Consider the following 12,205-nt stretch of genomic DNA (forward strand, 5'->3'; position numbering starts at 1 on the left):
ATCTCATTTGTGCTTCCAAACCATACAGTCCGAAGACATGTACCGATTTTTCAGCGTCGATCTTGCAAGCAAGATCATTACTCACTCGTTGTTCAGTTTTCAAAGATCAAACATTCAATATAAAACGTTGTTTTTCAGGTTGTCGTCGTTTCAGCGGCGACTTTTATAATGTATCATAGCCGAATTCTATTTGCAAGCATTATTTTTAACTTTTTTAATCATGTTAACAAATATGCTTGTTCAATCCATCGGCTCCTTAAAAAATGGAACGAAAATTAATTTACCATATACTCATGAAATGGTCAACCCTATTTCGACAAAATATTGATTATTCACTTTAACAATACACCAATGAGTCAGAGGCACAGACTCTATAGAGAGTGCTGCTCCTCTCCTCATCCTCATGCAAATTTATATTTTCAGCCTTAACATCACGGCTTGGAGTGCTTTAACTTGCCGCCTCTTGCATACTTGGATAACTCTTTGGGCGGGGCAAATCGTGCATACATTCGGAATACAGTCTTGTACCGACTCGCTATAGCATATTTAATCTCCTGATCAAGACGATGGTCGCTCAGATCGAACAACATTTCATCCAATTCTTTGCGCAATACATAGTCCAGCTCTTTGCATTCCTTCTCGTTAAATAGCATACCCAGCATTCATAGTTCTCCTTTTTGTGCATAGCCTCTATAGTCACACTGCAGCATTTCAGCAACGTTTCTGATGAAGCAGATCTCTTTTTGTCTGCACTGCTGAAACCCGTTTTATTGTTATGGTCAAATTATTGGGAATTTATGAATGCAGGGTATCACAAAATTTCACTAAAAAGAATTTTAACCTCTCACAAGTGCATATGTGAGTGTGCTCTCAATAATGGCTGCAACGAGGAGTAAGACGACGATCCAAAAGCTTGCCGTTAATGTCATGCTCATAAACTCTTTCCATCGTGATCCAATCAAGCCACGTTTGTCGCCTCCCATTTGTGCAAGACTGCGTACCGCCAGACCACCGAACTTTAATCCAAATGCACAGGCAATAATAATAACCGGGATCTCGATAATCCCGTGAGGTAGCAAACCCTTAACGACGATATCGAAAAAGCTGGCTCCATAATTCATCGAGGTATGAACAACAAAGCCCAGCACCATGCCGTTAATTAGCAGAAAAATGATGGGTAAGATGCCAAAGAAAACACCTGCATAGATGACCAGCACACTTTTGATAGCATTATTGAAAAAAATGAGCAAAAAGAAATTCCATTGCACATTCCCTCCCTGCTGCAACTGTTGGCTGATTTGGCGAAGCCCATCAATCTGATTTAACAACAACTGTTCCAGTGGCCCTGTACTTATCCATCCAGCTCCAATCCCCACAGCAAACAACAGAAATGACCAGATTAAAGCTCCCCTGATCTTGCCCATGTCTCTCATAAAAGTACTGAATTTTAACATAACAACCTCCTGATAATCGAAATGATGGACAAACAACGATGTAAAACGAATAACTGGTCAGTACGAGCATACATTGGAAAGTAAACAAGCATTTCTTTATTGGGAGAGGGGCGCTTAGCGAAATGAACTCGTTCTATGTATTTAGCGGCAAAAAAATCAAACGTAACCTGATTGTGCTCGTTGCTGCCATCTTTGCGATTGGTATTATTTATCTGGAAAGCGGAAACGTATCTGTGTTCTCGGAAGAAGCACCTTCCGCCGTCTACAGTGTTCCAACCGACAAAAAGGTCATTGCACTTACCTTTGACATCAGCTGGGGGGATAAACGCACCGAGCCGATTCTAAAAGTTCTTCAAGAGAACAAAGTGCAGAAGGCCACCTTCTTCCTCTCTTCACCCTGGAGCAAAACGCACCCCGAGATTGTTACTGCCATCAAAGATGCAGGATATGAGATTGGCAGTCATGGACATCGGCACGAAAACTACAGCAGTTTAACTGAAGAGCAAATCCGTAAGGAAATTTCGACAGCTCACAGCATTTTAACCGATTTAACAGGAAAAGAACCGAATTTACTGCGATTGCCTAATGGAGACTTTGATAAACGCGTGCTTCAGGTTGCGAACAGTCTAAACTATCAAGTTGTACAATGGGACACCGATTCTCTAGATTGGAAAAATCCCGGGGTGCAAACGATTGTCGATCGTGTCGTCAGTAAAGCCCATCCCGGTGACATCGTCCTGCTGCATGCCAGTGACTCTTCGAAACAGACCCATGAAGCTTTGCCAGTCATCATCGATAAATTGAAAAATCAGGGATATGAGTTCGTGACCGTGTCCGAGATGCTTAATCACTCCAGTGTAAAAGGCAAGGAAGTACGTGATCAAGCCAGCGGCCAATAATGAAACAAGAGTACCCTAAAGAACGAAAGTTTAGGTTCACACCCTGCTCAAACGATACCTGCACCACGAAGTGGAGCCATGATACGTAAAAAGTTGAAAAGAGCTAACTTGGTTAGCTCTTTTGGTGTTTTCATCATATGGATGCTTTTTGATGTTAATCGACGCTTACAAGTCCGTATTCGTTCATCGGCTCGGAGCGGGCTCCACAGATCTTTCTTTTGTGACATCGACCAGTTTGTGCAAAATCAACATCTGGTATGCATTACATAACAGCAAAGGGATCACAATAAATATGGTGGCCGCATTAACGTCAATGCGTAATACACCGATCGTCTCCACAGCCGTTACGGCTATCATGAAAAAGAGCGTTGGTACGAGCGCGGAGATATGCGTCTGTTTTATTTTCACGTAAGCGGTAACAATTGCCGTCGCCAAAATGATCAATCCCAGCACAATGTCCGAGATGCGCTCCCTGCCTCCTCCAACAAACAGACGTAAAAACATGATGTCCAGCAACGCCAGCACGGTCAGCACAATCTGAACCATTTGCCACCCGCGTCTTGGAAACACACCTTTCCCCATATAATTTAATATGAGATATGCAAAGAAACCCATTTGTGAATATACGCTAATCATCACTCCGGAGCCAAACAGAATCAGAAGATACAGCATAAAATCAGCAATTCCGTTCATTTTTTCTCCGTTTACCAACATCATAATCAATCCTGTACCTAATGCTCCCGCGGCGCCAATAAGCAAGGCTGTCCAAAACAGGAAAAACCATCTACGCAAATTCAAATGTTTTCCACCCCCGAGAGTTTATTTTACCAACCTTCACAGCAAAAAACCATCATTGCTCAACATATTTCCCCCTTTCCCATCACATACTACATCCAGTATCTATTCAAGGAGGGATTGTACACATGAAACGGCCTATGTGGCAGCTATGCTGCATTGTATTGGGACTATCCGCCATGCTTGCCGGCTGTGGTTCAGATCAGAGTTCTTCGCCTCCTCAGGGCAGTTATAAAGAGATGAAAACGATGGTCGTAGATATTTTGAAAAGTGATGAAGGCAAGAAAGCGGTTGAAGAAGCTCTAACGGGTCAAAGCAGTTCTGGCGGCGGTGGAGGAGGTGGTGGTGGTGGCTCTGAAGAAGGGGGCAGCTCGGGCGGTGGATCGGGAACAGTCGGTATGAAAATGTTAATGCCTATGCAATCTTCGGAACAAATACGTATTGCTGTAAAAGACACCATAACCGCTCCTGAATACCAGAAGGAATTCGAGAAGATCATGACCGACCCGCAATTTGCCGGTGAATTCGCCAAAGTGATCAATGCACAGAGCAAACAATTGCACATGCAGCTAATTAAAGACCCGACGTATCAAAAATCAATCGGGGATATTATGAAATCACCTGAGGTATCCAAGATGTTTATGGATATGACCAAAACCCCGGAATACCGCAAACAGACGATGACCGTTATGCAAGAAGTCATGCAAAATCCTTTATTTCGTATGGAAGTCCTTACTTTGCTGAAAAAAGTGGTACAAGAAGAGCTTCAGCCCAAAGTAGAAAGTGGTGGCGGGCAAAAGGGGCAGGAATCCGGTGGTCAGGACGGTGGAGATGGTGGCAGTGGTGATTCTGGAGGCGGAGACTCTGGTGGTGGCGGTGGAAGTTCATAAAACGAAACGTACATCAGGAGTTCGTTAAAATTTATTGATGATGGACGCCCATCCTCAAACTTGAGCTGATGTCAAAAAGCCTGCATCCTAAGCACCGGACGCAGGCTTTTACCTATTTACCTATACTCGTATTAATTACAACGCTTATTCAAATTTAGACTCGATCGACCGGGCAACTTCGTCATAAATAGCTCCGATTGTCGTTTCTGCCTTGTACACAGATGGTGAGAAATCCGGCTCGGAAGGATGATTGTCTGGAGCACCCAATGGAATCTGAGCCAGGAGCACCGTGTGCAGGCTTTCCGCAAGGCGCCCGCCCCCGCCACGACCAAATACATATTCCTTCTCTCCACATTTGCCACATTCGTAGTAAGCCATGTTCTCAACCACACCTAGTAGCTCATGCTCCGTTTGAATGGCCATCGCTCCGGCACGTGCTGCAACAAACGCTGCAGTCGCATGTGGAGTCGTGACAATGATCTCTTTGCTCTGCGGCAGCATTTGATGGACATCAAGCGCGACATCGCCCGTACCTGGAGGCAAGTCCAATAACATATAATCCAGTTCGCCCCACTGTACGTCTGTGAAAAATTGACGCAGCATCCGGCCAAGCATCGGACCACGCCAAATCACCGGGTTATTCTCTCGTATAAAGAACCCCATGGACATTACTTTGACGCCAAAACGTTCGACCGGTTGAATGACACCGTCTTCCACGACTGGAAATTCTTCAATTCCCATCATATCAGGTACACTGAACCCATAAATATCGGCATCAATGAGGCCTACTTTCTTCCCTTGACGTGCCAAAGCTACTGCCAGATTAACGGTAACAGTCGATTTACCCACGCCCCCCTTACCACTAGCTACCGCGATAAAACGAACTCCCGATTCAGGACTCAATAGTTCATGTCCATCCAGTCCAGCTGCATGGCCCTTTACAAGCACTTCATCCTGATCTTGATCTTCTTCCGCTTGTCCCATGTTAAGGCTCTCACGGTCATGCTCAGACGCTGCACGTATGCGGATATGTACATCCTTCACCCCTTGCTGCGAGAGCAGGTTGCGCGCGGCATCCGTTAAAGCGGTTGCATCTTCTGGCCGATTCTCCAGTGTCACCATGCTTAATGCCACATGATGTTCCTTCACCATAATGTCACGAATCCATCCCAGCTCCGTCAAGCTTTGTCCCAGCTGCGGTTCCTGTAATGGCTGTAAAAGTTCAAGTATCTGTTCTTTTGATAACATCAGACAGCACCTCGGTTTTATCTATTGGCATGTGTTAGGTATGCTGTTCCAATTATAGCACTACCTTTCTTCTTCTGACTAACTTTTCGGATGTTCCCCTGCGGAATATCGGAGAATCCCGTTGTAAATAGATGCAGCTACTTTTCGTTGGTACGCTTCATCAGCGAGCATCCTTGCCTCTTCTGGATGGGACAAAAAGCCGACCTCTACGAGGGCTGACGGGATTTTAAGAGCCTGCAGCAGATAAACGGTACTCACCGTTTTTGCTATACGGTCTGTATTTTCCAGATTACGAATGATTTCGGCTTGAAGCAGGTTTGCCAGTCCTTCATTATCGGGATGGTTAGGTGTGTAGAAGACCTGTGCACCGCTCCACCGATTGGAAGGCACACTGTTCATATGAATGCTGATGAATAGATCGGCTTGTTTATCTTCGATGTGCCGCACTCTTTGCTTGAGATCCTCTGTTTTGCGTTTGGAGTACCCTCTCGTTCCCTCTTCGGCCAGATCCTTATCGCTTTCACGAGTCATAACAACAAGAGCACCAGCCTGCTGCAAATAGTCTCTGACATACAGCGCAATAGACAAGTTGATATCTTTTTCGATAACCCCCTGTCTGCTTACAGCGCCACCATCTGGACCTCCATGACCCGCATCAATGGCGATCACTTTTCCGGCAAGAGGCAGACCCCAATATCCTGATGTCTTGGTAGAGGGCATTTCATACGAAACCACCAACACAAACATGGCCAGCAAGCATAGACTCAGCATAACCCTCTTCACCGTCTTCAAGCGGATCCAAACCACCAGATGTTTCCCCATGTTTTTGCGCATAAAAAAACCACCTCGTCCCTATAAATGACTCTAATCATCTATATGGGACAAGATGGACAAATATACCCTTACCTTAGGAATGGACTTGTTCTGCCATACCCTCAATCAGCACCTCAGCAACTTCAGGACGTGTGAATTGAGGTGGCGGACATTCACCATTACGCAGCAATCCACGCACCTTGGTTCCGGACAGGGTCAGGTGGTGCTCCTTGTCATGAGGGCAGGTTTTGCTGGAAGCCATATTTCCGCACTTGGTGCAGAAGAAGCTATGTTCGAAGAACAGCGGTGTAATGCCTAGTTCCTCAGCGGAAAAATTCGAGAAGATCTCTTGTGCTTCATAAGTTCCGTAGTAGTCACCTACACCCGCATGATCACGTCCTACAATAAAGTGGGTACAGCCATAATTTTTACGTACCATCGCATGGAAAATAGCCTCACGAGGCCCGGCATACCGCATAGCAGCCGGGAATACGCCCAGAAATGAACGATCCGCCGGATAATAGTTCTCCAGCAGTACCAGATAACTCTTCATGCGCACATTCGCAGGAACATCATCAGATTTTGTTTCACCCACAAGCGGATTCAGGAAAAGCGCATCAACAATCTCCATCGCACTTTTCTGGATATACTCATGCGCCCGGTGGACAGGGTTACGTGTCTGAAAACCAACAACGGTTCTCCATCCTTTTTCCTGAAAAATCTTGCGAGTCTCTGCCGGATCATAATAGAACTCTTCGAACTTGGCAGGTTTCGGACGGTTCAACACTTGAATTGGACCTCCTACATATGTAGCAGGACGCTCCAGCAGTTTTTTTACACCCGGATGTTCAGGATCATCGGTCTTAAATACACGGCGTGCTTCCTCTCCCTGATCCACCTGATAGATGCTTTGAACTTCAAGCAGACCATATGTTACCCCATCTGCATCACCAACGAGAGCTACAACCTCACCTTTGCGAAGGGATGCAGCTTGTTGATCATCTACAGCAAGGGTAATCGGTATGCTCCATACTGTACCGTCAGCCAAACGCATACGGGAAACGACGGAAAGATAATCTTCCTCATTCATGAATCCCTGAAGCGGTGAAAACGCACCTACACCGATCAAGTCCAAATCTGAGATGGTCCAGGTATTAATTCGCAACGAGTTCAGCGTCTTACTTTCCTGCAATAGTTGCTCACGTTCTTCTCCTTGTACGACACGCTGTACCAGCGCACCTCCATGAGGCAGAATCGAAGTCATCTTGTCAGCTCCTTATTTATGCATCCGCAATTTGATGAAAACCAATTATTTATCAATTACTGTTTATATGGCAACACTGTTCACACCATCATTAAGCTCTTATTTATGCAGTCCACATTCCGTTTTATCATTGCCAGACCAGCGTCCCGCACGTGGATCTTCTCCAGGCATAACCTGCCGTGTGCAATGCTCACAGCCGATACTCGGGTAATTCTGATCATGCAGCGGATTGTATGTCACGTTGTTAGCACGAATGTAGTCCCACACATCCTCGCTCGTCCAGTGTGCAATTGGATTAAATTTCATCAGTCCAAACTTCGTATCATATTCAACCTTCTTCGAATTTGCACGCGTCGGCGCCTGATCTCTGCGAATACCCGTAATCCATGCATCATACTGCGAAAGAATACGTGTCAGCGGCTCCACTTTGCGAATGTTACAACATGCATTAGGGTCTGATTTCCACAATTCTTGCCCATGTTGTGCAGCTTGTTCTTCCGGTGTGATTTTTGGAGATACTTTTACAAATTCAAGATTGTACTTTTCTTGCATCCGATCACGCGTATCATATGTTTCCTGGAAATGAAAATCTGTATCCAGATAAAAAATATCAGTGGAAGGGCTGATTTTTTGCATCATATCTACAAGCACAACATCTTCTGCACCAAAGCTGCACGCAAATGTGATATTAGGAAATGTTTCAATCGCATAACGAATAATATCTTCCGGGCTTGCTTGCTCCAGTTCCTCTGCTTTTGCGCGCGCTAATTCTTCCTTTTCTAACAAGTTCATTGTTCAGTTTCCCCCATTCATGATCTAAAAGAACATAAAGCCGACTAATCTAATATGAATTATGTATAGTATAAATCTTTCACTCGGGATGTCAATGCCTGCCATCTGGTAAATTACATCAGTTCCTTCTTCAAAAAAACATCACAATAGAGTTGAATTTAGCGTTTATTAGGCTTTCACATAAAAACCAGACTAAATCATTCGGAAATCTGATAAGGATAACTTTTGAGTCATTAAGTTCTAGTGTTGCATAAATCGTTGCTATTGTTGGACTTATGGCAAAATCTGAATCGTTAATTTGAATCAACAAACAGTTTATTCTACTAGTCCTTCACGATCACTGAGAAAATTTAATCCTCATATCTGTTACTCCTTCAAACATCAAAAGTAAGAAGCCTTTATCATATTCATAAGAAAGACTGATAAGCAGGACATGAGTAACAAGACATGAGAAACAGGTGATCTCTGAGTTATTGCCAAGGCTAACAGTATACCTTAGAAGCACAATAGGAAGGCAGTTAGACATGTAGAGAAAAGTCAGGGATTGAGAGAGGCGGTAGATATGATTATGTGGAATTTGATTTTACATGTGTGCATGCGCAACGTATCTTTTCCATCTAAATAATAAAAAAAGCCCCTGGCCAGAGCCAAGGACTTTGAAAAATCTTAACGTTTGGAGAACTGAGGTGCGCGACGAGCCGCTTTAAGACCGTATTTTTTACGTTCTTTCATACGTGGGTCACGAGTCAGGAATCCTGCTTTTTTCAGGGATGCACGGTATTCCGGATCTGCTTTGAGCAGAGCGCGGGAGATACCATGACGGATCGCGCCGGCTTGACCGGAGATTCCGCCACCATGAGCGATAACCAAAACGTCATAGTTAGTGAGCGTTTCTGTCAAAGTCAGTGGTTGTTTTACGATCAGTTTAAGTGTTTCCAAACCGAAGTATTCATTAATATCACGTTTATTGATGACAATGCGTCCTTCACCCGGTACAAGGCGAACACGTGCTACCGAATGTTTACGACGACCTGTCCCATAGTATTGTACTTGTGCCATGAAACTGTCCTCCTTTTAATTAACCGCGAAGTTCGTAAACTTCTGGTTTTTGTGCTGCGTGTGGATGCTCAGTGCCTCTGTACGCTTTAAGTCTCAGCTTCATTTTCTCGCCCATGCGAGTTTTAGGAAGCATACCGCGAACAGCCAATTCCAACATACGTTCAGGTTTGTGTTTAACCATCTCTTCTGCAGTAGTTACTTTCAAACCACCTGGGTGCATCGAGTGACGGTAGTATTTTTTACCTTGCATTTTTTTACCAGTCAATACAATTTTCTCTGCATTGATGATAACAACGAAATCGCCAGTGTCCACATGTGGAGTGAATTGTGGCTTATGTTTGCCGCGGATCAAAGCAGCTGCTTCGCTCGCCAAACGTCCGAGGGTTTTGCCTTCAGCATCAATGATGTGCCATTGGCGCTCAACTTCGTTAGGCTTCGCCATGTACGTAGTACGCATGAAAATTTCCTCCTTAAATGTTCAAAATCATCATTTTTCATTTATCTTCGTTCGTTAAGTGATAACTTTAGGTGTTGATGGATAGTTGTTGCAATGTGAACATCTTAATTGGGGCTGTGGGAAAGCCATTAAGAAAACACAACTTTTATATTACATGATAGACGATCAAATCGCAAGTATTATTTAAGTATAATCGCTTACTATTTTAATCTTTTTTGTATTCAAGATCCCAGAGCATTAAACCGCAGCTAACTGCTGTAGGTCCAGCAGCAGAACGGTTGCATGCAGCAATCATATTCGGCACATCAGAGGCTTTCCGTTTGCCCTCTCCGATCTCCAGCAGTGTCCCGACAATGATCCGCACCATATGCTGCAAAAAGCCGTTACCGCTCACATAAATGTGAATGACACCCTGATCGCGCGGATGATCCCTGCACATTGAACGGTCCACTTCTATCCATGCTTCGTATACCGAGCGTACATGATTCTCTTTCTGAGACTTGCGTGAAGCAAAGGACGTAAAGTCATATGTGCCTATGAAATGACGCAGGCCTTCCTCCATAGCAGGGATGTCCAGCTTGGCATGATGATGATGCTGCAGTCTCCTGTTAAAGACATCCGGAAATTGGTTAGCATTGACCGTGTATCGATAGGTCTTCTTTTTCGCTGCATAACGAGAATGAAAATCTAGCGGTACTTCAATAGCATCAATAACAACAATGTCGGATGGCAATCTGGAGTTGAGTGCGATACACCAACGTTCCACCGGAATCTGAGACGCTATAGGAAAATTGAAGATTTGTCTGCGAGCATGAACGCCTGCATCCGTTCGGCCTGAACCCGTGATTTTAACAGTTTCACCAGTCAATGCACGAATAGCATCCTCAAGGTGATCCTGTATGGTATTGCCTCCTGGCTGTATTTGAAAGCCGTAGTAGGCCGTTCCATCATAAGTTACCGTCATACATAAGTTGCGCATATTACCACACCTTTGTTCCATACTATACATAAGCCTATCCCGAACAGCAAAAGAAGCCCCTTACGGAGCTTCATTTACAGCACGAATTCCGAAATGAAGAGAAAAAAAGGGTTGAACCAGAATCACTTAGACTCTGTCCCCTTTCCTCATCTCACATCTGTATTACGCGCGGTCTACTAGTTCCAAGTAAACCATAGGCGCTGCGTCACCACGACGAGGTCCCAGTTTCAGGATACGTGTGTATCCACCTGGACGCTCAGCGTAACGACCGGACAATTCGCTAAACAGTTTTTGGATTGCATCTTGCTCACCATCGATCGTTTCGCGGCGAACATAAGCTGCCACTTGGCGACGGGCATGAAGATCTCCCTTTTTCGCTTTAGTGATCAATTTTTCAGCAATAGAGCGAACCTCTTTTGCTTTCGCTTCAGTTGTCTGAATACGCTCGTATAAGAACAGGTCGGTTACCAGGTCACGGAACAAAGCCTTACGTGCACTGGAATTACGGCCCAACTTTTGGTATGCCATTGTTTTCCCTCCTTCACTTCAAGCACTCAGCTGACTATTCTTCTGTACGTAATCCCAAACCAAGTTCCTCAAGCTTCTCTTGAACTTCTTCCAAAGACTTGCGTCCGAGGTTCCGGACTTTCATCATGTCTTCTTCCGTTTTCGTAGTCAGCTCTTGTACGGTATTAATACCAGCACGTTTGAGGCAGTTGTAAGAACGAACAGAGAGATCCAGCTCTTCAATCGTCATTTCGAGTACTTTTTCTTTTTTGTCTTCTTCTTTTTCAACCATGATCTCTGCATCCTTCGCTTCGTCTGTAAGACCCACGAAGAGCATCAGATGCTCGGTCAAAATTTTAGCGCCAAGGCTTACAGCCTCTTCAGGACGAATACTTCCGTCAGTCCAAACTTCCAACGTGAGCTTGTCATAGTTGGTTACTTGGCCTACACGCGTATTTTCCACAGCGTAGTTTACGCGGCTGATCGGGGTGAAGATGGAATCGACAGGGATGACGCCGATCGGCTGGTCATCGCGTTTATTCCGATCTGCCTGGACGTAGCCGCGACCGCGATTGGCAAAAATACGCATGTGAAGTCTCGAACCTGGTCCGAGCGTAGCAATGTGAAGATCCGGATTAAGGATTTCCACATCGGAATCAGCACGAATGTCTCCAGCCGTGATTGCTCCTTCGCCTTCAGCATCAATCTCGAGCACTTTCTCCTCGTCAGAGTGAATTTTGAGCGACAAAGCTTTCAGGTTAAGGATAACCTCTGTAACGTCTTCCATTACGCCAGGAACTGTAGCAAATTCATGCAGAACGCCATCGATTTGAACCGAAGACACTGCCGCACCCGGCAGTGATGAGAGCAAGATTCGGCGAAGCGAGTTTCCAAGCGTCGTACCATATCCGCGCTCCAGCGGTTCTACTACGAATTTCCCATAGGTGCCATCATCATTGACGTCTACCGTCTCAATTTTCGGCTTTTCGATTTCTATCACTGCAATACCCCTCCTTCAAAACGTCGGTCCTCTATGAAACATTTACCT

14 protein-coding genes are annotated in these 12,205 nt (G+C 44.9%); 2 read left to right on the forward strand and 12 right to left on the reverse strand.

The window, feature by feature from the left end:
* Positions 1-431: 431 nt before the first annotated feature.
* Positions 432-662: a hypothetical protein gene (locus ACUTVW_RS25555; RefSeq protein WP_434749281.1), complete on the reverse strand. Its 231-nt coding sequence runs from the start codon at positions 660-662 to the stop codon at positions 432-434.
* A gap of 174 nt (positions 663-836) precedes the next feature.
* Positions 837-1,454: a stage II sporulation protein M gene (locus ACUTVW_RS25560; protein ID WP_445648342.1), complete on the reverse strand. Its 618-nt coding sequence runs from the start codon at positions 1,452-1,454 to the stop codon at positions 837-839.
* Between the two features lie 122 nt (positions 1,455-1,576).
* Here ACUTVW_RS25560 and pdaB point away from each other — a divergent pair, with 122 nt between their 5' ends.
* Positions 1,577-2,353 carry a polysaccharide deacetylase family sporulation protein PdaB gene (gene pdaB, locus ACUTVW_RS25565; RefSeq protein ID WP_445648343.1) on the forward strand — a complete coding sequence of 259 codons (777 nt, stop codon included), beginning with the start codon at positions 1,577-1,579 and terminating at the stop codon, positions 2,351-2,353.
* A 183-nt stretch (positions 2,354-2,536) separates the two neighbouring features.
* On the opposite strand, the gene ACUTVW_RS25570 is transcribed toward pdaB, so the two are convergent.
* Positions 2,537-3,151 (reverse strand): KinB-signaling pathway activation protein, encoded by a 615-nt coding sequence (locus ACUTVW_RS25570; protein ID WP_445648344.1) that lies wholly within the window; start codon positions 3,149-3,151, stop codon positions 2,537-2,539.
* Positions 3,152-3,276: 125 nt separating this feature from the next.
* On the opposite strand from ACUTVW_RS25570, the gene gerD reads away from it, so the two are divergent.
* Complete coding sequence (gene gerD / locus ACUTVW_RS25575; RefSeq protein WP_445648345.1) at positions 3,277-4,038, forward strand: spore germination lipoprotein GerD; 762 nt, start codon at positions 3,277-3,279, stop codon at positions 4,036-4,038.
* Positions 4,039-4,182: 144 nt separating this feature from the next.
* On the opposite strand, the gene ACUTVW_RS25580 is transcribed toward gerD, so the two are convergent.
* The 9 genes from ACUTVW_RS25580 to ACUTVW_RS25620 all read right to left on the reverse strand — a co-directional run bounded on the left by ACUTVW_RS25580 (position 4,183) and on the right by ACUTVW_RS25620 (position 12,157).
* Positions 4,183-5,286: a P-loop NTPase gene (locus ACUTVW_RS25580; RefSeq protein WP_445648346.1), complete on the reverse strand. Its 1,104-nt coding sequence runs from the start codon at positions 5,284-5,286 to the stop codon at positions 4,183-4,185.
* A gap of 78 nt (positions 5,287-5,364) precedes the next feature.
* Positions 5,365-6,120, reverse strand: coding sequence for an N-acetylmuramoyl-L-alanine amidase CwlD (gene cwlD / locus ACUTVW_RS25585; protein ID WP_445648347.1), 756 nt, complete (start codon positions 6,118-6,120; stop codon positions 5,365-5,367).
* Positions 6,121-6,193: 73 nt separating this feature from the next.
* A complete protein-coding gene (gene sat / locus ACUTVW_RS25590; protein ID WP_445648348.1) occupies positions 6,194-7,363 on the reverse strand; it encodes a sulfate adenylyltransferase in 1,170 nt (389 codons plus the stop codon).
* A 99-nt stretch (positions 7,364-7,462) separates the two neighbouring features.
* Positions 7,463-8,155 carry a phosphoadenylyl-sulfate reductase gene (locus tag ACUTVW_RS25595; RefSeq protein ID WP_445648349.1) on the reverse strand — a complete coding sequence of 231 codons (693 nt, stop codon included), beginning with the start codon at positions 8,153-8,155 and terminating at the stop codon, positions 7,463-7,465.
* 666 nt (positions 8,156-8,821) lie between these two features.
* Positions 8,822-9,214: a 30S ribosomal protein S9 gene (rpsI, locus tag ACUTVW_RS25600; RefSeq protein WP_090924661.1), complete on the reverse strand. Its 393-nt coding sequence runs from the start codon at positions 9,212-9,214 to the stop codon at positions 8,822-8,824.
* A 19-nt stretch (positions 9,215-9,233) separates the two neighbouring features.
* Positions 9,234-9,671, reverse strand: a complete 438-nt coding sequence (gene rplM / locus ACUTVW_RS25605; RefSeq protein ID WP_434749272.1) for a 50S ribosomal protein L13 — start codon at positions 9,669-9,671, stop codon at positions 9,234-9,236.
* Positions 9,672-9,876: 205 nt separating this feature from the next.
* Positions 9,877-10,650, reverse strand: coding sequence for a tRNA pseudouridine(38-40) synthase TruA (gene truA / locus ACUTVW_RS25610; protein WP_445648350.1), 774 nt, complete (start codon positions 10,648-10,650; stop codon positions 9,877-9,879).
* A gap of 162 nt (positions 10,651-10,812) precedes the next feature.
* On the reverse strand, positions 10,813-11,178 hold the full coding sequence (rplQ, locus tag ACUTVW_RS25615; protein ID WP_017692102.1) for a 50S ribosomal protein L17: 366 nt from the start codon (positions 11,176-11,178) through the stop codon (positions 10,813-10,815).
* Between the two features lie 34 nt (positions 11,179-11,212).
* The gene (locus tag ACUTVW_RS25620; RefSeq protein WP_017692101.1) at positions 11,213-12,157 is read right to left on the reverse strand and encodes a DNA-directed RNA polymerase subunit alpha; all 945 of its coding nucleotides are present in this window, start codon (positions 12,155-12,157) and stop codon (positions 11,213-11,215) included.
* Between the last annotated feature and the right edge of the window lie 48 nt (positions 12,158-12,205).

It is taken from the genome of Paenibacillus sp. TSA_86.1 (genome assembly GCF_052691815.1).